The sequence below is a fragment of the Roseibium sp. SCP15 genome, from assembly GCF_040329435.1.
Taxonomy (GTDB): domain Bacteria; phylum Pseudomonadota; class Alphaproteobacteria; order Rhizobiales; family Stappiaceae; genus Roseibium.
In genome coordinates this window covers 344,498-367,542 of sequence record NZ_JBDZYI010000005.1, presented here as the reverse complement: position 1 = coordinate 367,542, position 23,045 = coordinate 344,498, and the positions used below count along the sequence as shown (strand labels likewise).

The following is a 23,045-nucleotide window of genomic DNA, read 5'->3' as shown; positions in this document are numbered from 1 at the left end:
GTCAGGCGGCTTTAACACCGCCTGACGTGCAAATCTTATTCGAAGACAGCGCCCGGGTTGTCCAGGCTGTCGGAACCTTCAAACGCGATTTCGTCCAGATCGAGAACCTTGACAACGCGCTCGATGGAAGAGGTCTGATCAACCAGGGCGTCGACGGCGGCCTGAATGACTGCATTACCTTCTTCATTGCCTTCACCGATCATCTGATCGTAGGCTTCGCCACCTTCGGCACGTGCCTTCATGGCCTCGAACGCAGCCAGTGTGGCGTCGAGTTTCGTTTTCATTTCCTCTGCAAGCGCCGGATCCTTCGCCGCAACGAGGTCTGCAAGAGAGGCGCCGGAAACATTGTTGCCGAGGGCGCTGCTGTACTCACCGAAGTAAACGTTCCGGATACCGACAACGTCATTGTAGTGCGACATGTGCGTGTTGTCGGAGAAGCAGTCATGCTCTTCTTCCGGATCGTGCAGCATGAGGCCGAGTTTGATACGCTCACCCGCCAGCTCGCCGTAGGAAAGAGAACCCATGCCGGTCAGGATGGTAGCGAGACCACCGTTTTCGCCCTTGCCGGCCAGCTCTTCACGAGCTGCTCCACCCGGCGCCCAGGCAGCTGCCATTTCTTCAAGGTCGGTAATCAGGAGATCGGTCACGGCTTCGAGGTACTGGACACGACGCTCGCAGTTGCCACCGGTGCAGTTGGCGGTGTCGAAATCGGTCGCCGGACGGCTGCCAGCGCCAGCATCGGTGCCGTTCAGGTCCTGGCCCCAGAGCAGGAACTCAATCGCGTGGTAACCGGTCGCAACGTTTGCTTCCACTTCGCCGGCTTCCTGAAGCCTGTCGGCCAGAAGACCCGGAGTGATTTCGGCTGCGTCAATGGTCTCGCCACCGACCTTCAGGCTCGGATTGGCAATGACGTTGGCGACATAGAAATCGTTTTCTTCGGACTCATCGCCGTAGGAAGCGTCGACATAGTCGATCAGGCCTTCATCGAGCGGCCACGCGTTGACCTTGCCTTCCCAGTCGTCAACGATCGCGTTGCCGAAACGATAGGCTTCCGTCTGCTGGTAAGGGTTGCGCGCCTCGACCCAGGCTGCGCGGGCAGCTTCCAGGTTGGCTTCGGTCGGCTCGGCAATCAGCTTGTCGATTGCCGTCTTGAGCGTCTTTGCGGTTTCAAGGGAGTCCGCATATTTTGCCTGTGCGATATCGCCATAGGTTGAAAGAACATCAGCCGGAGCTGCTGCGAACGCTGGAGTTACGAACAGAGCGGTTGCGGCCAAAAGGCCAAGCTTGAAGGAATTCATTGTCCCATCCCAATATTTGAGGCGCCAGCTTGCCATGGCGCCAAACAGGCGAAAACTGAATGATGTCGCGGCCCCACGAGCCGGAACGCAAGTCGCGTAAAACCATTTCATGAGGGCAAAAGTCAAGAAATAAATTCAGAAAAATCAATAGTTTAGAATGATTCAAAAACTTGACTTGGAAATGTAAGTTTAACTACTCATATCAAAGTCTTAAAAGGGACATCAACGCTTTGATGCTAAGGGTAGATTGGTATAGCAATAGAAATCGGTCATGAAGGCCGGACCATGGGAACGTCGAAAATGCTGAATGCACTTAAGAGCTTTGTTCGTGAAATTACTTTTGGCGACAGTGGCAAGAAGACCTTCGCCGAAGATGACAAGCGACTGGCTGCAGCCGCCCTTTTGTTTCATCTGATCGATATCGACGGCATCATTGAAGACAGTGAAAGCGAAAAGCTTCGCCAGATTCTGAAGAAGCATTACGAACTGACGGATCAGGAGACCACCGAACTCATCTCCGCGGCCAAGCAGCGAGACGAGGAAGCGGTTGACCTTTATGGCTTTACTTCGGTTCTGAAACGTACGACGGACGAAAACGAGCGCCTCGCCATCGTCGAGATGATGTGGGAAATCGTTTATGCCGACGGCCACGTCCATGAATTCGAGGACAACACCATCTGGCGGGTCGCCGAACTGCTGGGCGTTTCCACCCGGGACCGGATGACCCTTCGCCACAAGGTTGCCCAGTCCGCACCTGAAGGAGAGGGCGAAGACTGAGTCCGGTCAAACGGCGGTCTTGAGCGCTTTCTGGTGACGCCTTCTGTCAGGGGTCGATTTTTTGACGGCCGTCCCTCATATTATTCCTATGAGACTTCCGTTCGAACCTGGCAGTAACCGCCCCAAAATACTGATCATTCTTCATCAGGAGACCTCTTCTCCCGGTCGCGTCGGCCTGGAACTGGTCAAACGCGGATTTGCGCTGGACATCCGCAAGCCCCGCTTCGGTGACTCGCTTCCCGATACTCTTGAACACCATGCCGGCGCCGTCATTTTCGGCGGCCCGATGAGCGCCAATGACCCGGACGCCTTCGTGCACAAGGAAATTGACTGGATCAAGGTTCCGCTGGCGGAGGAAAAGCCGTTCCTGGGCATCTGTCTCGGCGCCCAGATGATGGTCAAACATCTCGGCGGCTCTGTCTCCGGCCACCGCGACAGCCTGGTTGAAATCGGCTACTACCCGCTGCAGCCGACCGATGCCGGCAAGGCTCTGATGAGCTGGCCGAAAAAGGTCTATCAGTGGCACCGGGAAGGGTTTGACCTGCCGAGGGGCGCGGAACTTCTGGCCGGAGGCCCCACCTATCCGAACCAGGCCATTCGCGTTGGACAGGCGGCGTACGGCATTCAGTTCCACCCGGAACTCACCCACCAGATGATGGTTCGCTGGACCACAAAAGGCGCACCGCGCATGGAACTTCCCGGCGCCCAGAACCGCCGCGATCATTTTGCAGGACGGTTCGTCTACGATCCCGACGTCAGGAAGTGGCTAGACCGGTTCCTGGACATCTGGATCGGCACCGCTGCGTCACCAGTTGAATATTGCCAGCTGAAGGCGGCGGAGTGACACAACTGTATCGGTTTGATTGCCTGGCTGCAGAAGTCTGAACTCTACTCAAACGCCCGTTTCCGAAGAACGTTGATTTAGCAATTAGAACGAACTGAAGTATTCTGGTCTCAAGCCTCCACACTGAACCTGCGAATTTTATCGTGAGGAGGAGATCATGAACATTGATACCAGATTCCAAACGAAGCCCCTCACCTTTCTCCGCTCGGAGATGGCCTGCTGGGTCGGACTTTTCACGGTCTTGCTGATGTTTACGGTGGGCAGCAACTGGCTGGACGACCTTTCCAACCCGATCTGGTTTCTTATCCTCTTTCTCGGACTGAGCGCCGCCATCCTTTGGGCCGCCTTCGGGGTCACCAGACACGCGGACTGTCTGGCTATCATGCTGGGGGAGCCATACGGCACTCTACTGCTGACGGTCGCCGTGACCGGGATGGAGGTCGTCATGATCGTTGCCGTCGCTTTTTCCGGCAGCGGTGCCCCGACCGTTGCTCGCGACACAATGTTCTCGGTTGTCATGATCCAACTGAACGGTCTGGTCGGCCTGGCATTGTTGATTGGTGGCCTCACACACCGTGAGCAGTACTTCAACATTCAGGGCAACACGTCCTTCCTTGCAGTCATCACCGCACTGTCCGGCCTGACACTGATTTTGCCGAAACTCATGCCTGTCCCACCTTGGTTCCTGATCGCCGCAACGATTGTTCTTTATGGAACGTTTCTGGGCATTCAGACCATGCGTCATCAGGGCTATTTCAAGTTTGCGGAAACCGAGGGAGATGATGCCGTTGACCATGGCCATCACGGCCTTATCCTCCGGCCGAAGCCTTATCACGTCGCCCTCCTGCTCCTGACAATGCTGTCCGTTGTTTTACTGGCCAAGAAATTCGCAGTGCTGATCGATCACGGCGTCAATCAGATGGGGGCGCCAGTTGCCATGGGCGGACTGTTGATAGCTGTCCTTGTGCTATCACCCGAAGTCATGAGCGCAATCAAGGCTGCAGGAGAAAACAGGATGCAACGCTCAGACAACATCATCCTCGGCGCCACACTTGCAACAATCGGACTGACGGTCCCAGGCGTAACCATTGCTTCGCTGATGACCGGAAACGCAGTTAAGCTCGGTCTCGACGATGTCGGCATTCTTCTTCTCAGTCTGACCTTGCTGATTTCCTTGATCAACGCTTCGACCGGCCGAACCAACATTCTTCAAGGCCTGATCCACCTGACCCTGTTCGCAGCATTCTTGCTGACTGTTTTCGTTTGAGTGTTACTGCACTTCCCACCAGAGATTAGGCAGGTCGCGGCGTTGAACGCACTGAACATTCGCAACGCTGTGTCACGCGATTTTCTCCCTCGGGCCGACTTTCCTGAGGCCGGCCAGCGTCAGTCCGTAGATGCAGGCAACCACGATAACGAGTGCGACGACCTGATACAGCTCGATGCTGTTCCCCAGGAACATGACAGCCAACACCATGGTCAGCGCAGGCCACGGTGTGGTGATGGAACTGGCGAGCGACACGTCGATATGCCGAACGGCATAAAACCAGACGATCAACTCCAGGAAGTAGACCAGCCCCATGACTGCTGATGTGACCTGAAAAATCGCACTGCCAGAACCCAGAATTTCCGCAGGCGACACAATTGAAAGCAGCACGAAAAGGAACATTGTAGAGATCGCCACCCTGAAGAATGTCACCTGAACAGGCGTAATGGGCGTGCGACCAAGCTCTTCCTTTATAATGACGTGCGCAATGCTCCAGAGCAGTGGCACGCACAAACTGACAAGAAACCAGGGAGACAGGCCCGACAAAAGGAACGTGCCACCTGTTCCGAGATAAAACAGCGTCCCGATCAGAACCGCCGTAAGGGTCAGCTCGACAGCCGATTTTGACCGTTTCAGAAACAGGCTCTCCCAGAGAATAGCGAAAAGCGGATAAGCCTGAATGGCGATGGCGGCATTGGCGGCTCCGGCTTTCTCAACCCCCAGAACATAAAGGTAGGTCGACATGCCAAACAAAGCGCCGGTGAAGAGTGCCACAACCGGCAGGCGCACTTTCTCACGACGGGAAATACCCGATCCGAAAATCCCCTTCCCGCCTGCCCGCAATTCTATCCAAAAGACCGGGACGGCAAAAACCAACTGCCAGACCGAGAGTGCAAACGCGAAGGACAAAGCTCCGACCTCCGCAGGCCTAAGGTTTGAAATGACCGGCATCACACCGAGAAACAAAAGACAGACCAGGGCGAGCAGCACGCCCTTTCCGACTGACTGAGATGAGGGAACCATCGGACACGCTCGTTAAATTGAGTTGACTGCATCTAAAATTGATAAGAATATTTTTTAAGTGCAATCAAAACATTGATCTGATGGCAATTTGGATTCCAGACCTCAAGGGGCGCCGCGGTCCCAAATATCTTCAAATCGTGGACGCAATGGCTGAGGACATCGCTTCCGGGCATTTGTTACCAAATGCGAAGCTCCTGCCGCACCGGGAGATGGCCTATCAGCTTGGAATTTCGGCGAACACGACCAGCCGGGCCTACGCGGAAGCCACCAGGCGGGCGCTGCTTCGAGGAGAAGTCGGACGCGGCACCTTTGTCCGCGCTCCCGGCGCCATTCTCGAAAATGGCGAGCAAGGCAGTTTGCTCCGTCAGGAAAACGGACCGATTGACCTGTCCCGCAATCTTCCGCTGCCAGGGTTTTCCGAGCCGCACATACGCCGCATCCTCAAGAAAATTGCGGCAGATGCCAGACTTCCAACACTCCTTGACTACCAGACCGACAACGACCTGGCTCACCACAACGAGGCTGCCAGGATCTGGCTTTCAAATTGCGGGATTGACGCTGCCACGGATCAGATCGTCATGACGATGGGCGGTCAGCACGGCCTTCTTTGTTCGCTTATGTCGGTGTTGAATGCGGGAGATCTGCTGCTGACGGAGGCTCTCACCTACACACCCGTGCGCGCTATCGCCGAACGTCAGGGACTGAACACTGCAGTCGTTGAAATGGACGAGTGCGGCATCATTCCGGAGGCCTTCGAGGAGCTCTGCAAACGGGCAAAGCCGAAGGCATTTTACCTGACCCCCACGCTTCAGGCTCCAACGACGCTGACCCTTTCAGCCCAACGCCGAATGGCTCTTGCAGCTCTTGCGCAGCAATACAATGTGGTTTTGATCGAAGACGACGTGTTCGGGCCACTCAAGATAGATCGGCCACCGCCCGTTGCGACGTTTGCGCCCGATCACACGATCTATGTGACCAGCCTGTCAAAATCTGTTGCTCCGGGCTTGCGAGTTGGGTTTCTGTACGCCCCCTCCAGACTGGTTCCCGCCCTTCGGCACGCGATCAACCTGAGTGTCTGGATGACCCCGCCGATGACACTGGAAATCGCGACCAGGGTGATTAATGACGGAACGGCTTTCAAACTGGCCAAACAGCAGAGAGATGCTGCTGCTCACCGGCAAACACTTGCCAGAACGGTTTTGAAGAACGTGGACTACACTTCCGATCCCAATGGCCTGCACATGTGGATCAGGCTGCCCGCTGATTGGAGAGCGGATTCGTTCCGGGCACAATGTGCCAAACACGGCGTTTTGGTAACCGAAGGCCGTAGTTTTGCAGCCCCCTCTGAAACCGCGCCGGAGGCTGTTCGCATCTGTCTGAGCCACGAGGTCAGTGAACTTCGCCTGACGAAGGGCCTGCAGGTTCTGGCAAGCCTGCATCATCAGGCGCCGAGCACGTCCGTGATGGAAATCTGATCAAGCTCCTGTGCCAGATCGTCTTTCAATAATTGCTGCATCACAGGATCAGCGAGAACAGCGAAACACGTGTGTTGTTCGCCAACATATCGCCGGTGAAGCTATTTGATCCGGGCATCCTCAACCGGATAACCCAAACCGCCTTGCTCCCCGAAATTGCCCTGGTGACATTCGCTGCAGGCAACGAGCACGTTGACGGCCTGGGGCGTGCCATTGGGCGCAACCATCATGTAGTACCAATCGTCGGTCTCGGGGGACTTGCCGGCTTCCACTTTTTCCATGAGGAACAGAGGCCCCGGGCTTGCCTTGCCATCGTCGTTCACGGCAAAGGATTCCTTGGCGATCCTGGTGCCAGCCGGAATGTTCACATTCTCCGGCTTGTACTTCAGATATTCGTCGGCTCCGATGGAATTGACGTAAGTGACCAGAAACCGACCACCGTGAAAACCGGGAGCTGCCGGAAAGGCGCTCACCTTTGTCCAGCCCGGATAGTCCTTGACGAAATCTTCGGGTATCCAGCGTTTCGGTCCCTTCTGATACCCCGCCTGCAAGTCCGCCTTCAGGCAATCGTAAACCGCCTCGGCCTCAGCGCCGGTGAGTTCGTCGCCCGGCTTTTGCGCCTCGCAGGCCGCATGCGCGGATGCTGATAGAAACAGGGACGCAGCGGCGGCGCCCAGCCAAACAGGTAGCTTCCTCATCGTTCTCTCCCATAGCTACCGCCTCAAAAGAGACAGGACGGGAAAAGCATCCGTGTGAAGCAGGCTCGCGTTCAATTCACATGACGGGTGACGGCATGTGAATTTGCGTGATCAGTAAAGTTTATTGGAATGAATTCAGGTATTTAGCGAGCGGATCGCGTCAACGTGCAATCCGCTCACCTTTGCTCGATCAGCTCTCGAAGACGACCAGAAGGTCTTTGGCGTCGATCTGGGCGCCTGGTGTGACCAGCACCTCCTTCACGGTGCCGTCACGCTCAGCATGGAGCGCGGTTTCCATTTTCATGGCTTCGATCGACACAAGAACGTCGCCGGCCTTCACTTCCTGACCTGTTGCGATCGCAACCGTGGAAATGACGCCAGGCATCGGCGCACCAACATGGGATGCATTGCCGTCTTCCGCCTTGCGCATGGCTGCTGCACCGGTAGCTCCGTGAGCGCGGTCCGGAACCTTGACGTTGCGCGGCTGGCCGTTGAGTTCGAAGAACACCTTCTTCTCACCCTTTTCGTCCGTCTCGCCAATTGCCTGGCAGCGCACAACCAGGGTCTTGCCCGGCTCCAGATCGACGAAGATTTCCTCGCCCGCTTCAAGCCCGTAGAAATAGACCGGCGTCGGCAGAACCGATGTCGGGCCATATTGCTGCTGAGCCTTGTCGAAGTCCGTATAGACCTTGGGGTACATCAGATAGGAAGCAAGCTCGGTGTCGTTGATGTCATGACCGGTCGCCGCCGCAGCCGTCTTTCGCTCGGCATCGAGATCAGCCTCATCCAGAAGCGAACCAGGGCGAACCGTGATCGGCGTTTCGCCTTTCAGCACCTTGTTCTGCAAGGCTCCGGGCCAACCGCCCGGAGATTGACCAAGGTCGCCGTGCAACATCTTCACGACACTGTCCGGGAAGGCCACGTCCTTTGCCGGGTCTTCCACCTCATCAACCGTGAGCCCCTGACTGACCATCATAAGCGCCATGTCACCGACAACCTTGGATGACGGCGTCACCTTGACGATGTCGCCGAACATCATGTTGACGTCCGCATAGGCTTGCGCAACCTCGTGCCAGCGGGTTTCAAGCCCCAGGGAACGGGCCTGTTCCTTGAGGTTGGTGAACTGTCCACCCGGCATTTCGTGCAGGTAAACCTCAGAGGCACCGAACCGCAGGTCGCTTTCGAAGGCCCGGTATTGGGTGCGCACAGCTTCCCAATAAAAGGAAATCTGACGGATCGTTTTCGCATCGAGACCGGTGTCTCTTTCGCTGCCGCGCAGTGCTTCCACAATGGACCCGAGACATGGCTGTGACGTCAGACCGGAAAGAGCATCCATTGCGGCATCTACCGCATCCGCACCTGCCTCAACGGCTGCCAGAATGGTTGATGCTGCGATGCCGGACGTATCATGCGTATGGAAATGGATCGGTAGATCCGTTTCCTGCTTCAGTGTCCTGATCAGAACCTTCGCGGCTTCCGGCTTCAGGAGACCGGCCATGTCCTTGATACCGAGAATATGAGCACCGGCCGCTTCGAGCTCCTTCGCCAGACCGACGTAATATTTCAGGTCGTATTTCGGCCGCGCGCTGTCCAGCATGTCGCCGGTGTAGCAGAGAACGCCCTCGCAAAGCTTGCCCGCTTCCTGGACGGCATCCATGGAAACACGCATGTTTTCGACCCAGTTGAGACAGTCGAAGACACGGAACAGGTCGATGCCGTTCTCGGCAGCCTGCTTGACGAAAAACTTGACCACATTGTCCGGATAGTTGGTGTAGCCGACACCGTTGGAGCCGCGCAGCAGCATCTGCAACAGAATGTTCGGCGCCTTTTCCCGGATGTGGTGCAAGCGCTCCCACGGGCTTTCCGTCAAGAAGCGCATCGCCACGTCAAAGGTCGCACCGCCCCAGCATTCCAGCGAAAACAGCGACGGCAGACCTGCGGAATAAGCATCCGCGATGTTGACGATATCATGGGTACGCATGCGTGTTGCCAGCAGAGACTGGTGAGCATCGCGCATGGTCGTATCAGTGACCAGCGCCCGCTTTTGCGCCTTCATCCAGTCGGCAAAACCCTTCGGACCCAAATCGTCCAGCAACTGTCGGGTACCGGCCGGTTTGTCGTCGCCGAAATCCGGAACAACCGGTGCGGCAACATCCTTCGGCGGGCGCGCCCGGCTTTTGGTTTCCGGGTGACCGTTGACCGAGACATCCGCAATGTAGGTCAGAAGCTTGGTGGCACGATCCTGGCGCTTGGTCTGCTCGAACAGGGCCGGCGTGTCGTCAATGAAGCGGGTCGTGTACTTGTTTGCCCGGAAATCCGCATGGTCGATGATGTTTTCCAGGAACACCAGGTTGGTCGCGACACCGCGTATACGGAATTCACGCAAGGCGCGATCCATGCGCTTGCGCGCATCTTCCGCGGTCGGCGCCCAGGCCGTGACCTTTTCCAGAAGCGGATCGTAGAAGCGGGTGATAACCGCGCCGGAGTAAGCCGTGCCACCATCCAGACGGATGCCGAAGCCGGTCGCGCCGCGATACGCGGTGATGCGGCCATAGTCCGGAATGAAGTTCTGCTCCGGATCCTCGGTGGTGATACGGCACTGCAGGGCGTGGCCGTTAAGCCGGATATCCTGCTGAGCCGGCACACCGCTTTCCGGCGTTCCGATTTTGGCACCATCCGCGATATGGATCTGCGCCTGCACGATATCGATGCCGGTGACCTCTTCGGTCACCGTATGCTCCACCTGAACGCGCGGATTGACTTCAATGAAGTAGATGGCTCCGGTATCGGCATCCATCAGGAATTCGACGGTTCCTGCGCCTCTATAATCGACCGCTTTGCCGATCTTGAGACCGTATTCGCAAAGTTCGGAGCGCTTGGCTTCGTCCAGATACGGTGCCGGCGCGCGCTCAACGACTTTCTGGTGACGGCGCTGGATCGAACAGTCACGCTCATAAAGATGGACGACGCTTTCGCCATCCCCGAGGATCTGAACCTCCACGTGACGCGCACGCTGAACCAGTTTCTCAAGGTAGATTTCGTCCTTGCCGAAAGCTGCCTTGGCTTCACGCTTGGCCGCCAGAACTTCCTTTTCCAGCGTTGCCTCATCCGGGATCACGCGCATGCCGCGCCCGCCGCCGCCCCACGAGGCTTTCAGCATAACCGGATAGCCGATCTCCAGCGCCTGACGCTTGATCTCTTCAATGTCGTCAGGCAGCGGGTCGGTCGCCGGCATGACCGGCACACCTGCTTCGATCGCCAGATTACGCGCAGCTACCTTGTTGCCCAGGCGGCGCATGGTTTCCGATTTTGGACCGATAAAGGTGATGCCGGCCTCTTCACAGGCGTCAACGAATTCCGGACTTTCCGACAGGAGCCCATAGCCCGGATGAATGGCGTCCGCGCCGGCATGTTTGGCAACACGGATAATCTCGTCAATGGACAGATAAGCCTCGATCGGACCAAGGCCCTTTCCGACCTGGTAGGCCTCATCCGCTTTGAAGCGATGCAGCGCCAGTTTGTCTTGCTCTGCATAGATGGCCACGGTCTTCAGACCGAGCTCGTTAGCTGCCCGGAAAACCCGGATCGCGATTTCGGACCTGTTTGCAACGAGAATTTTTGTTATCGCCAAACGCCCTCTCCTCCTAATTTTACGCAAAAGCGGAGCTGATTTTGGCAAGATTTCTACTTTGGTCGGAGGCGCTTGAAAAGGGGCAGAAATGATGTCCTTTTTTTTACCAGGAAAAATATTTTGCGCCTGCACCGGTAACTCTTGGAAAAAAAACGCTAATTCACCGTTTTTCCTGTCAAAGACTTCGGTTCGAAAAAATTTGCAGTGCAGCAAATATTGGCAAAATTCAGACTTGAGAGCGGTCAAAAAACACGTTTCTCACGCTTTGCACCGAATTGAAACAATCTGATTAACGCGCACAACGACGAAGATCCGCAATCAGAAATCGGAACACGGCTGCTTAGATTCCAGAACCGCCACACCTACTAGATATTGTAAGAACAAAGCTGAAACACTTTCAAATCAGCGATTCGTCCGGGATTCGTTCTCCATGTGTCCAATCGTTAACCATTCCCGGAGTTCAGAAATCCGAACGCTTTTTCAAAAATTAATCATTGACAGAGTTTCGCCGCAATTCACATCACTCCCGGCCAACTGAATCAAACCATTGACCAGATTCACGATTTCGCACCAGCTTCGCGACCAAACACCACATGTTGTAGGGAACAAATCCTGAATCAACGAGAGTCAGCGATTCGGTTTTGGTTTGTTCCAGAGTCGTTCTCCACAGGAAATTTTTCTTCGCAATTTCCAGCACTTCACCCCAAAAGAATTAGCGACACAGCCAGTCCTGGTATGCTAGACACGCGACACTAGATATAGGCGCAGAGCCGAAAGAAAGCCGACCACAACCAATTCCATGTCCCGCCCTCAGACCCTGCCGCTGCCTCCGTCAGCCCGGTCCCGCACTGTGACGGCAGTCCTCGGACCGACGAATACCGGTAAGACCCATCTCGCGATCGAACGCATGCTGGCTCAGCCTTCAGGGCTGATCGGCCTGCCTTTGCGCCTTCTTGCCCGCGAGGTCTACGGGCGTGTTGCTGACCGCGCAGGACCTGAAGCCGTCGCCTTGATCACCGGCGAAGAGAAAATCATTCCGGACAATCCCCGTTTCTGGGTTTCAACCGTCGAAGCGATGCCTCTGGATCTGAACACCGAGTTCGTTGCGATTGATGAGGTACAGCTCGCCGGGAACCTGGATCGCGGTCACGTGTTTACGGACCGCATTCTGAACCTGCGCGGCAGATCGGAAACACTGCTTCTGGGCGCCGCGACTGTTCGTCCGCTTCTGGAAAAGCTCATTCCCGGGCTCAATGTGGTCACCCGGCCGCGCATGTCGATCCTGGAATATGCGGGATCGAAGAAGGTGTCCCGCTTGCCGGCACGGTCCGCGGTGGTCGCGTTCTCCGCAGATGAAGTCTATTCCATCGCGGAACTGATCCGGCGCCAGCGCGGCGGCGCCGCCGTGGTGCTCGGCTCGCTCAGTCCGCGCACCCGCAATGCCCAGGTCGAACTGTTCCAGAACGGCGATGTGGACCACCTGGTTGCAACCGATGCCATCGGCATGGGACTTAACCTCGACGTTCATCACATTGCCTTTGCCGGCAACCGGAAATTCGACGGCTATCAATACCGTCAGCTGACCCCGGCAGAGATGGGGCAGATCGCCGGACGTGCAGGCCGGCACACCAAAGACGGCACCTTCGGCGTGACCGGAAGGGTCGATCCGCTGGACGATGATCTGGTCGAACAGATAGAAAGTCACCACTTTGACGGCCTGAAAGTGCTGCAATGGCGCAACAGTTCGCTGGATTTTTCATCCACCGGCGCTTTGCGGCGCAGCCTCGACACGGTGCCGAAAGAAGAGGGTCTCGCTAGGGCACCCACTGGGGACGACATCACCGCGCTTGAACATTTATTGCGCGATAGCGCAATATCTGAAATGGCAAAGGGGGCAAAATCAGTCGAATTGTTATGGGACGTGTGTCAGATCCCTGACTATCGTAAGATCGCCCCGGCAAACCACGCAGAGTTGTTGAACACCATCTATACACATCTGATACAGGACAATTACATCGCGGATGACTGGTTCACGCGTCAATTGGCCTTCGCAGACCGCACAGATGGTGATATCGACACACTCGCAAACCGGATTGCACATATCCGGACCTGGACCTATGTCGCAAATCGCCCTGACTGGCTGGCCGATCCGGCTCACTGGCAGGGAGAGACACGTGACATTGAAGATAAACTATCTGACGCCCTTCACGAGCGGTTGACACAGCGCTTCGTGGATCGGCGGACAAGTGTATTGATGCGACGTTTGAGAGAGAACGCAATGCTGGAAGCGGAAATTACATCGAGCGGCGATGTGCTCGTTGAAGGTCAGCACATCGGAAATCTGCTTGGCTTCCGGTTTGCCCCAGATGCGGCGGCAGAAGGACCGGATGGCAAGACTGTCCGGGCTGCCGCACAGAAAGCCCTGACGACCGAAATCGAAGCAAGAGCGGAAAAGCTCGGAAAATCGGAAAATGCCGATTTCGTGCTTACCTCCGATGGAGCCATTCGCTGGCGCGGTGAACCCGTGGCCAAACTGGTTGCCGGAGAAGACGTGCTGACACCGACCGTGCTGTTGCTGGCGGATGAACATCTGACCGGCTCAGCCCGCGATGCGGTTCAGGGCCGTCTGGATCTCTGGATCAAGGCACAGATCGACACGCTGTTGAAGCCTCTCATGGACCTGAAGTCCGGCGAGGGGCTCGAGGGCCTCGCAAGAGGCATTGCGTTCCGCATCGTTGAAGGTCTCGGCATTCTCGAGCGTCAGGACGCAGCCGACGAAATTCGCCAGTTGGATCAGGACATGCGTGCTGGTCTTCGCAAGCATGGCGTTCGCTTCGGTGCATATACCATATTTGTCCCGGCCCTTCTGAAACCGGCTCCGAGCCAGCTTCTTGCACAATTGTGGGCACTGAAGCACGGTGCCCTGGACATGAATGGCATGGCGGAACTGCCGCAGCTTTCCGCATCCGGCCGTACGTCGATCCCGGTCGATGAGAGCATCGAAAAGGCCCTTTACAAGGTGGTCGGCTTCCGCGTTTGCGGACCACGCGCCGTGCGCGTCGACATTCTGGAGCGTCTCGCGGACCTCATTCGCCCGCTCATCGCCTGGAAGCCACTGGACGCGGAAGTCTCCCCTCCGGAAGGGGCGATCGAACAAGGTGGCGGCTTTACCGTCACCGTTGCCATGACCTCGCTGTTGGGATGTGCCGGTGAAGATTTCTCGGCCGTTCTGAAATCGCTCGGCTACCGGGTCGAAACCAAAGAGGTTCAACGCCCGGTCACCGCCAAGCCTGCCACAGAGCAGGTAGCGGAAGAACAGGTAAATGGCACTGCCGCGGCAACGCCGGAAGCCACCGACGCTCCGCAAGAAACAGCTGAAACTGCACAGGCATCCGACACCTCGGCAGAGACAACTGAAGCAGAAGCTGTTGAAGCTCCTGCAGAAGAAGCGCCTGAAGGCGAAGCTTCAGAAGGTGCCGCCGATCAGGAAACCGCAGAAACACCTGCAGAACCGGCTCCGGCGCAGGAAGAAGCCGCCACAGAAGCATCAGAAGAAACCGTTGCGGTGGCAACCGAAGCTGCTGGCGAAGCCGAGATGGAAACCGTCACCATCGAAATCTGGCGACCAGGCCGTCACGATCGTCGCCCGAGAGGACGTCATGACCAGCGGCGCGGAGAAAACCGCAGGGGACCGGGTCCGAAAGGTGGTCAGGGCGAAAAGCGTCATGGCAAGGGCGGTGGCAAAGGTGGCCCCAACCGAAATCGCGGCGGTCACTCGCATGGCCAGAAAGGTTTCGACGGCGGCAACCGGCGCGGTAACGCTCCCAAGGACAAGCCGATTGATCCGAACTCGCCGTTTGCGGCCCTCATGGCGCTGAAAGCCGATATGGACAGCAAGGACAAGAAGTAATTTCTGCTGGGCAGTCACAATCTGCAGGCGGCAACCTGCGCATAGACAAGTGGCTCTGGTACGCCAGGGTCACGAAGTCCCGGTCACTTGCCCAGAAACTGGCGACCTCCGGACATGTCCGGATCAACAAGGACAAGATCTCCTCCGCCAGCAAGACCGTCAAGGAAGGTGACGTTCTGACCATAGGTTTGGAACGCAGAATTCTTGTCCTGAAAGTGGTCGCGCTCGGCACAAGACGCGGCCCTTACGAAGAAGCCCGGAAGCTTTACGAGGACCTGTCTCCTCCGCCGCCCCCCAAGAAAGATGCGCCGCCGCCTCCCCCAGGTCAGCGTGAAGCAGGATCAGGACGGCCAACAAAGCGGGACCGGCGCAAATTGGACGCCTTCCGTCGCGACGACTGAAGCAAAATCCTGAAAGAGCTGCAAAAACAGAATAACATTCTCTTGTAACGCCGGATTGCGTCATCCTGTGCGCTTGCGCGCATCCGACAAAAACGATACCCAACAGCGATCAGAGAATTGAACCGTGCACCTCCCTGTGGAATGCGCTGCACGTAAGTAACCGCCGGACAAAGCTTGAGACGCGTAGCGACGTTCTCACGCAGATTGGCACGAAGCGAGGATACGATGACCTACGTCGTCACAGACAACTGCATCAAATGCAAATACACCGATTGTGTGGAAGTCTGCCCGGTTGATTGTTTTTACGAAGGCGAGAACTTCCTCGTCATCAATCCGGATGAATGCATCGACTGCGGCGTGTGCGAGCCGGAGTGCCCGGCCGAAGCCATTCTTCCCGACACTGAGCCCGGTTTGGAGAAGTGGATAGAGGTAAACGCCGAGTATTCGGAGAAATGGCCGAACATTACAGAGAAGAAAGATCCGCTTCCGGAAGCTGAAGAGTTTGACGGCAAGGAAAACAAGTTCGAAAAGTTCTTTTCACCCAATCCGGCATCCTGATTCGCTTCAAGTGCTTGCGTCAGACTGACGCAAGCGTCATTCAGGCATTAAGTGATTGCATTTTCATCAGGAAACTCGCCACCTGCCGTGCAAGTAAAGGCAGGTGGAATGTGGCGTTTGCGCACTGCAAAAGAGCAGTACTTTAATTTTCCACAAAAGTATGTTACAAGTGGGGGATAGTCGCCAACCATGAGAACAACCCCCAAAACGGAGTCTTGAAAACGTGTCCCGGATCTTATCGATACCGGACAACGCAAGATCCCGGCAGCTCATCTGTCTGAGATTAGGTTTTAAAGTGGAAATTGGCGACTGACCAGCCCTGACACGCCGCATATCAACAGGCGTTCCACATCGGATCGCTCGGCGGGGTTCGTGTCGCATAAGAAAAGGTGACCGCACAGCGGTCCTTCCCGGCCCGAATGGGCCGAATAACTGCGCAGGAGAGAATACGAGTATGGCAACGAACACCAAAAAGACCGCGCAGCGTCAAGGTTTCAAGACTGGTGAGTACATCGTCTATCCGGCACACGGCGTCGGCCAGATTACCGCCATTGAAGAACAGAATGTTGCGGGTCACTCTTTGGAGTTGCTCGTTATCGTTTTTGAACAGGACAAGATGACCCTCCGGGTCCCGGTCGCCAAGATCGCTTCCGTTGGAATGCGCAAGCTCGGCGACCCGGCTGCCGTCAAGAAGGCTCTGGAAACAGTCCGCGGCCGCCCGCGTGTCAAGCGTACAATGTGGAGCCGTCGTGCTCAGGAATATGAAGCAAAAATAAATTCCGGCGATCTGAATGCGATTTCCGAGGTTGTACGCGACCTTTACCGGTCCGACAGCCAGCCGGAACAATCCTATTCCGAACGCCAGCTTTATGAAGCTGCTCTTGACCGCATGGCACGCGAAATTGCTGCGGTGAACAAGTGTTCCGAAACGGAAGCCGTCAAGCAGATTGAACAGAACCTGGCCAAGGCTCCGAGCCGGTTAAAGGCCGCAGCGGAAGCCGATGCTGATGCCGACGATGATGAGGACAAGGAAGAAGCTGCTTAATCTTCCTGCACCCTAATATTCATTCAAAAGGGCTCGGAGCAATTCGAGCCCTTTTTGGTATTGTCGAAGTCTTTGACACTTCAAGAGTGGCCGCGAGTCACCGTTCGCAAGTTCCATCTTAGTGATACGAATCAAATACCCTGAAAAAGAGAAAATCTCATCGCAAAATCTTTGTATTCAGTGCGATGGGGTTTTCTCTTTTTTGCCAAATTCTTTAAAATTATCAGCAATACATCCTTGTCCGTCTTCAATCCACACCTCCCGACAAGATTGTACCTCATAAAATTTCCACTTTCGAATTCCAGCATTTCTTTCCACTAAAAGTTACGTTTAGGAACTTAGTTCAATCTACTTACAATTGCATTTTCCCCAATAATGTTACTGTTGAACCAGGTAATCCTGCAGTCCTGTATCTGAATCCAATTCTAATCTGGGTAGTAATACACACCGCTACTATCCAGAGGTGACTATGCAGGCATTGACCATTGAAGACAATTTCCGGAACTGGGAAACTGATAAGCTGTTGAAGACCAATGAGTGGCTCCCTCGAGCAGAAATGGCCGTTTCGTATGTAAAACCAGGCGAACAGGTTTTAGACCTTGGTTGCGGTTACCAACTTCCCAAACAGTTTTTGGATACGTCATGCAATTACGTTCCTTGCGACGTGGTCGCTCGAACAGAGGACACAATCATTGCTGACCTGAACAAAAGGGAATTTCCAACCGGCAACTTTGATACAACCCTTATTTTGGGAGTCCTTGAATACATACCCGATATCAATTTTGTTTTTGAGAAACTGGCAAAGCAGTCACGGAAAGTTGTATTTTCTTACTGCGTGGCCAATATTCAAACTCCAGAAGCGCTTTCGGTTCGAACAACCAATCGATGGCTAACACATTGGAATTCTAAAGATCTCGATACGACGTTCCGGAGGCACCGGTTTAAACTTGCTGAAGTGAAAACCATTTCGCGCTGGACACACTCGACTCAAGTTTTGGGTATATTGGTCAATTCCAATAAATTTTAGTCATACAAAATATTAAACCTTCCCAAACAAGCGTGAATACTTTGATGCAATTAAGGTACTATATATAGAATAAGAGCCATTGCCATATACTAGCTGCTTCCAATTAAAAGGCTCGTAACGATGACTATTTCAAATTAGAAATATTTGCCTCGAGTTCTGATCGCGCGCTAATCACAAAGAAGTGCACAAAATATGCCCCAGCGGCAGCAATAACTGATCTAACCTAAGCTCTGGTACGTAAATACACCGATAACTTATCGGAGCGTTGAACATGTCCCTGAACGAAAAACGTCAGCTGGTTCAAGCTGCTATGAAGGCGCCCTACCTCTCGCGCGAAGAGGAAAGGGAGCTTGCGGTTCGCTGGCGTGAAAACCGGGATGAAAAGGCGCTCGAAAAACTTTCACTTTCACACATGCGCCTGGTTATTGCCGTCGCCTCACGTTTCCGCAATTTCGGCTTGAATCTCGGCGATCTGATTCAGGAAGGGCATGTCGGCCTGCTTGAAGCCGCAGCCCGCTTCGAACCGGCTCGCGAAGTGCGGTTTTCAACCTATGCGACCTGGTGGATCCGCGCTTCGATACAAGATTACATCCTGCGCAACTGGTCGATCGTCCGCGGCGGGACCTCGTCGTCCCAAAAGGCTCTGTTCTTCAACTTGCGGCGGTTGCGTGCCAAGCTTTCAAGCAATCAGACGCCATTGACCGACAGTGAGCTTCACCAAAAAATTGCAGATGCTATCGGTGTGAAACAATCTGACGTTGCCCTGATGAATGCCCGCCTCTCCGGTCCGGACACGTCGTTGAACGCTCCGGTGACCGACAGCGACGGCTCCAGCGCCGACAGGCAGGACTTCCTCGTATCCGACGCTCCGCTTCCCGATGAGATTGTCACCGGCAACATTGATGCCGAGCGGCGCAGAAAATGGCTGAAATCAGCACTGGAAGTCCTCAGCGAACGCGAGCTCAAGATTGTCCGCGAACGCCGGCTCACAGAAGAAGGCGCGACCCTTGAGTCGCTTGGCCTGAAACTTGGAATTTCCAAGGAACGAGTCAGGCAGATTGAAAGCCGCGCCATGGAAAAACTGAAGTCGGCCCTTCTGGCCGTCCAGCCAGATCAAGCTGTCTACCGGACGTAAACAGCATTTGCGCTGATCCTGCTTTCACTCTTCAAGCTGCTGTTCGATCCTTGTTACAGGTTCAGCACAAATCTTGCGATTTCCCTTGCGATCTGGCGATGGATGTCTGCACGGTCCACTCCTGCAGGGTCGTCGCAAACGGGGTCGTCTTCTTCCTCCTTCAAAATCTCCCCCCCCTGCTCGGTGCACTCGTCCAGAAAGGTGAAGTGGTTTGCCGGCGACAAGGTGACATGCGTTGCATGCTCCAGCTTGCCGGTCAGATTGCTCCCATTGGGCCCGATATCAGCAGCATCCCAAAGATTCCGCTCCCCCAAACTGATCAGCTGCACCGGTAACTTCATCTGTTCAACGCTTTCGCTTTGCACCGCATAGGTAAAGCCGGGGTCAATGGAGACGACGGCCTTTACCCGGTGATCCCTGCCGTTTGCAGCAAGTCCACCTGCCATAACCGTCAAATCGACATCCCCCTTTGCAAAGAACACACAATCTTGGGCCTTTTCACCGAACTCCTGGCAATATTCGGCATAGGTTTCCGGTTCGAAGGTCACGCCACCGAGGCTCAATGCAGTCGCGCCACCAAGGGAAAACCCTGCAGCGACAATCCGCTCCTTGTCGATAAACCGGGAGAAATAGGCATCGTTCAATAGCTGATCGAGCGCAGCGCTCAGATCAGCCGCCCGTTCCGCTGGTTGCAGGGAACGGCGGGGAGACGAGTCCCCGGAGGTAGATCCCGGATGGTTCACCGCGACGACGATGATACCTTCCTTGGCAAGAGAGGAAGACAACCAGGAAAGCGCATCCATGTTCCCACCCGACCCGTGCGAGAAAAGCACGATCGGATAGTCCCCTTCCCTGATACCGGCGCCGACGAGCGCCTTCGTTCCCTTGAACACCGGTCCTTTGCCGATATAGCCGGCATAGGTTCTGGTCCCTGCCGGATACCATACGGATGCTTGCAGCAGGGCGGGACGGTGAGCAGTGGAAACGGCGAACCGATCATACCCGGCAAGCTCCGGTTCGACGGCAAGTGCGGAAGCAACAGGCAGAAGGGAAAATGCAATAATGAGAGACTTCATTGTTCCGGATCCATTTCTGTTTCTGACAGAGATCCGATATGGAATTCTGCATCAAACAACGTCCTGAATCCGGAAACAGGTCGCCTCAATCCGGTTTTCGTCCTATCGCAACCACCTGTTCACGAACACACCAATGAGCTGACCATGCTGGTATTACCGCTTCCGATGTTTGTTGCCCTGGTGCTTGGCTTCCTGTTCGTGCAAGGCCTGCTTGCCAGAAACCGGCCCTCTCTGTTTTCGGCGCTTCTTCTTGTTTGTGCTCTTCAGAACCTGATCGTTGCGCTGGCGCAATATTACCAAGTCGCCCCTGCCTGGAAAATTCAACCGGTGAGCGCGTCACTGATACCTCCGCTGGCATGGTTGGCATTCGTTTCCGCTTCCATACGACCCGTAACACTCGCCAGGGATTGGGTTCACGGACTGGGAACGATGTTCGTTGTTTTTTGCCTGGTGTTTGCACCTATCACTCTCGATATTGCGCTCATCGCCCTCTTCGCCGGCTACGGTGTGGCTATCCTCGCAAACTTGCGTCTCCACCGGGACGCCCTGCCTTTGGCGCGGCTGGATGCCGGTGCCATTCCGCAGAAAATCTGGGCAACCATAGCGGTTGCCCTGCTGTGTTCAGCTCTGACCGATGCGCTGATTGCATCTGCCGTTCTGGGTGGCAACCTGACCTGGGCTCCAAAAATCATCAGCGCCGGTTCAGCCGCTTCTCTTTTTGCAATCGGCGTTTTGTGCCTGTCGCCCGATTTGCGCGCAATTGACCCCGCTCCGGTTTCGACGTCCACCGACGACATCCATCCGAGCGAGCCTCAAACATCGAAAGAAGATCTGGAACTTGTTGATCACCTGGATGAATTGCTGGAGACCAGACAGCTCTTCCTTGACCCGGGTCTCACACTCAGCAGGCTGGCCCTCAGATTGAAAGTGCCGGCGAAGAAGCTGTCCGCAGCCATCAACAAGACATCGGGAGAAAACGTCTCCCGCTATATCAACGCCTATCGCATCCGCCACGCCTGTAATCTGATTGAAAGTGGTGCAAACGTGACGACCGCCATGCTGGAAAGCGGGTTTAACACCAAGTCGAATTTCAATCGCGAGTTCGCAAGAATTACCGGCAAATCTCCAAGCAACTGGACAAAACCCTCCACTACACCCGAAACTCTGCCACCAGCGCAGCTTGCGCAACTGAACAAGCGTCGCGTTGCAACCGGCAGTGAATGATACATGGACATGACTTTTTGAGCGCTCCGAAACACTCGCTCCTTCGGGAACCGCGCAGCTACAGCGTTTCGTGAAAACCTTCAATCAAAGAGAATTTCCCATCACGTTGAAAACTTGATTTCAGGCAGCGCTAGGGGATTCAGTCTTTGCTCGAAAGCTTTAGTCAACCACCAGCTTGACTGCCGTGCCAACCGGTATTGGCTTGTTCGGGCTCAGATCGTTCAGGATCGAGAAGAATTCAAGTCGCCTAGACGGTTCGACCCCGCTCATGCCAACGGCAAGCTTGCGTGGGGTATCGCCGGGCTTGGCTTTGACCACCTTGATCCTCAGGGATCGCAATCGGGCGCGTTCGGTCGGTGTCAGCTGTTTGAAGCTGTCGATTGTCTGGCGGAAGTCCTTGTCGAACCTGTCATTCGGTGACCGGCTGGCGAAAATGAAGCGGTAACCGGTTTTTCCGATGCGAACGACTGCAATGCGGAACGACCACCCTTGCGTAATCGCGGCACCGGTCACTCCTGGCAATCCGTTGATCGTCGTTTCACGCACGCTTTCCGGCAGAAGGCCATTGATCCAGCCGGACTTCATGTAGTCGACAAGATTGGAATATCTGCTGACATCGGCACCGTCGAAGCGGATTGCCGTTCCCGAACCGTTGCTCGCAAGAACGGCTTCGGGCGTATTTTCCAGGATATAGCCCTTCGGTACGGAAAAGCCGATGCCAAGCGCCTTGTGCAGGAAAGACCGGCCGCGGACAAAGCCTTCCAGTGGGTCGTCACCGAAGAGCATGCCATTGATCTGGCTCAGATACCGGTCCCGGTCACGTTCGCCGATACCCGGCGCCCCGATCTGCCGTGCGGAGCGAACAGCGATCTGCAGGCGCTCCGGCGTCGAGGGATGCGACGACAGGAAGTCCGGCGCTCCAGACGCCGCCTTGTCGGCGGACTGATAGCGTGCAAAGGCCGCCATCGACCTCAGAAAGCGTGCCGCAGCATAGGGATCGTATCCCGCCTTCGCCAGCGTCCTGACGCCGATCGCATCGGCTTCCAGCTCCTGAACCTGGCTGAAACGGGCAAAGGACAACTGTGAGGAGACAAGTGCCTTGCGGGCTTCTTCAGAGTCCTGAACCACATCGGTGAGAATCTTGTTTGCCAGCTGCTTGGCTTCCGCCCGCTGTGCTCGCTTGATCGCGTGGCTTGCCGTGACGTGGGCCATTTCGTGAGCCAGCACGGCCGCGACTTCCGACGTGTCATTGGCAAGCGCGAGCAGCCCGCGGGTGACATAAAGATAGCCGCCCGGCAGCGCGAATGCGTTGATTGCAGGCGAGTTCAGAATGGTGATCTTGTAACTTTGCGAAGGGTCGTCCGAAGCAGCAACCAGCCGGCCAACGACGCTGGCTACGGCCCGTTCGGCGCCGGGATCCTTGTAGACGCCGCCATAAGTGGCAACGACACGCGGATGCTCACGTGCACCGATATCACCGGCAAGGTTCGGCCGCAGCGTTCCGGGGGAGACTGTCCCGACGCTGGCTCCATTGCCGAGCAACTGGCAGGAGGCAACAGCAAGCGACAAGCCGCCAACCAACCCTGCGCGCAGCCAACCACGCGCCGCGCCCAGATGGTCTCTCACCCGTGCCCGAAGCATGCTGAAACGCCGGTA

General features: G+C 55.7%; 17 protein-coding genes. 11 read left to right on the top strand and 6 right to left on the bottom strand.

Annotation, left to right across the window (positions count from 1 at the left end; translation table 11 throughout):
* Positions 1 to 35 precede the first annotated feature (35 nt).
* The gene (locus tag ABLO27_RS24670; RefSeq protein WP_353036698.1) at positions 36 to 1,298 is read right to left on the bottom strand and encodes an imelysin family protein; all 1,263 of its coding nucleotides are present in this window, start codon (positions 1,296 to 1,298) and stop codon (positions 36 to 38) included.
* Between the two features lie 300 nt (positions 1,299 to 1,598).
* Here ABLO27_RS24670 and ABLO27_RS24665 point away from each other — a divergent pair, with 300 nt between their 5' ends.
* The 3 genes from ABLO27_RS24665 to ABLO27_RS24655 all read left to right on the top strand — a co-directional run bounded on the left by ABLO27_RS24665 (position 1,599) and on the right by ABLO27_RS24655 (position 4,186).
* Positions 1,599 to 2,075, top strand: a complete 477-nt coding sequence (locus tag ABLO27_RS24665; RefSeq protein WP_353036696.1) for a TerB family tellurite resistance protein — start codon at positions 1,599 to 1,601, stop codon at positions 2,073 to 2,075.
* Between the two features lie 88 nt (positions 2,076 to 2,163).
* The gene (locus ABLO27_RS24660; RefSeq protein WP_353036694.1) at positions 2,164 to 2,919 is read left to right on the top strand and encodes a glutamine amidotransferase; all 756 of its coding nucleotides are present in this window, start codon (positions 2,164 to 2,166) and stop codon (positions 2,917 to 2,919) included.
* Between the two features lie 157 nt (positions 2,920 to 3,076).
* Positions 3,077 to 4,186 carry a calcium:proton antiporter gene (locus ABLO27_RS24655; RefSeq protein ID WP_353036692.1) on the top strand — a complete coding sequence of 370 codons (1,110 nt, stop codon included), beginning with the start codon at positions 3,077 to 3,079 and terminating at the stop codon, positions 4,184 to 4,186.
* A gap of 72 nt (positions 4,187 to 4,258) precedes the next feature.
* Here ABLO27_RS24655 and ABLO27_RS24650 read toward each other — a convergent pair whose 3' ends face one another.
* Entirely contained in the window at positions 4,259 to 5,209 is a 951-nt protein-coding gene (locus tag ABLO27_RS24650) for a DMT family transporter (RefSeq protein WP_353036690.1), read from the bottom strand.
* 80 nt (positions 5,210 to 5,289) lie between these two features.
* On the opposite strand from ABLO27_RS24650, the gene ABLO27_RS24645 reads away from it, so the two are divergent.
* Entirely contained in the window at positions 5,290 to 6,684 is a 1,395-nt protein-coding gene (locus tag ABLO27_RS24645; RefSeq protein ID WP_353036689.1) for a PLP-dependent aminotransferase family protein, read from the top strand.
* 101 nt (positions 6,685 to 6,785) lie between these two features.
* Here the strand turns inward: ABLO27_RS24645 and ABLO27_RS24640 are convergent, their stop codons facing one another.
* Positions 6,786 to 7,382 (bottom strand): cytochrome P460 family protein, encoded by a 597-nt coding sequence (locus ABLO27_RS24640; RefSeq protein ID WP_353036688.1) that lies wholly within the window; start codon positions 7,380 to 7,382, stop codon positions 6,786 to 6,788.
* Between the two features lie 190 nt (positions 7,383 to 7,572).
* The gene (gene pyc, locus ABLO27_RS24635; RefSeq protein WP_353036686.1) at positions 7,573 to 11,013 is read right to left on the bottom strand and encodes a pyruvate carboxylase; all 3,441 of its coding nucleotides are present in this window, start codon (positions 11,011 to 11,013) and stop codon (positions 7,573 to 7,575) included.
* Positions 11,014 to 11,812: 799 nt separating this feature from the next.
* On the opposite strand from pyc, the gene ABLO27_RS24630 reads away from it, so the two are divergent.
* The 6 genes from ABLO27_RS24630 (at position 11,813) to ABLO27_RS24605 (ending at position 19,089) form a co-directional block, all read left to right on the top strand.
* On the top strand, positions 11,813 to 14,923 hold the full coding sequence (locus tag ABLO27_RS24630) for a helicase-related protein (RefSeq protein WP_353036684.1): 3,111 nt from the start codon (positions 11,813 to 11,815) through the stop codon (positions 14,921 to 14,923).
* On the top strand, positions 14,923 to 15,324 hold the full coding sequence (locus ABLO27_RS24625; protein WP_417714852.1) for an RNA-binding S4 domain-containing protein: 402 nt from the start codon (positions 14,923 to 14,925) through the stop codon (positions 15,322 to 15,324). The genes ABLO27_RS24630 and ABLO27_RS24625 overlap by 1 nt, the downstream gene beginning before the upstream one ends.
* Positions 15,325 to 15,549: 225 nt before the next feature.
* A complete protein-coding gene (gene fdxA / locus ABLO27_RS24620) occupies positions 15,550 to 15,882 on the top strand; it encodes a ferredoxin FdxA (protein ID WP_352947596.1) in 333 nt (110 codons plus the stop codon).
* Positions 15,883 to 16,336: 454 nt separating this feature from the next.
* Positions 16,337 to 16,927 (top strand): CarD family transcriptional regulator, encoded by a 591-nt coding sequence (locus ABLO27_RS24615; RefSeq protein ID WP_353036682.1) that lies wholly within the window; start codon positions 16,337 to 16,339, stop codon positions 16,925 to 16,927.
* Between the two features lie 469 nt (positions 16,928 to 17,396).
* Positions 17,397 to 17,954 carry a hypothetical protein gene (locus ABLO27_RS24610; RefSeq protein ID WP_353036680.1) on the top strand — a complete coding sequence of 186 codons (558 nt, stop codon included), beginning with the start codon at positions 17,397 to 17,399 and terminating at the stop codon, positions 17,952 to 17,954.
* 271 nt (positions 17,955 to 18,225) lie between these two features.
* Entirely contained in the window at positions 18,226 to 19,089 is an 864-nt protein-coding gene (locus ABLO27_RS24605) for an RNA polymerase factor sigma-32 (RefSeq protein WP_353036678.1), read from the top strand.
* A gap of 53 nt (positions 19,090 to 19,142) precedes the next feature.
* Here the strand turns inward: ABLO27_RS24605 and ABLO27_RS24600 are convergent, their stop codons facing one another.
* On the bottom strand, positions 19,143 to 20,165 hold the full coding sequence (locus tag ABLO27_RS24600) for an alpha/beta hydrolase family protein (RefSeq protein WP_353036676.1): 1,023 nt from the start codon (positions 20,163 to 20,165) through the stop codon (positions 19,143 to 19,145).
* A 144-nt stretch (positions 20,166 to 20,309) separates the two neighbouring features.
* Here ABLO27_RS24600 and ABLO27_RS24595 point away from each other — a divergent pair, with 144 nt between their 5' ends.
* A complete protein-coding gene (locus ABLO27_RS24595; protein ID WP_353036674.1) occupies positions 20,310 to 21,389 on the top strand; it encodes a helix-turn-helix domain-containing protein in 1,080 nt (359 codons plus the stop codon).
* 159 nt (positions 21,390 to 21,548) lie between these two features.
* Here the strand turns inward: ABLO27_RS24595 and ABLO27_RS24590 are convergent, their stop codons facing one another.
* On the bottom strand, positions 21,549 to 23,030 hold the full coding sequence (locus ABLO27_RS24590) for a M48 family metalloprotease (protein ID WP_353036672.1): 1,482 nt from the start codon (positions 23,028 to 23,030) through the stop codon (positions 21,549 to 21,551).
* Between the last annotated feature and the right edge of the window lie 15 nt (positions 23,031 to 23,045).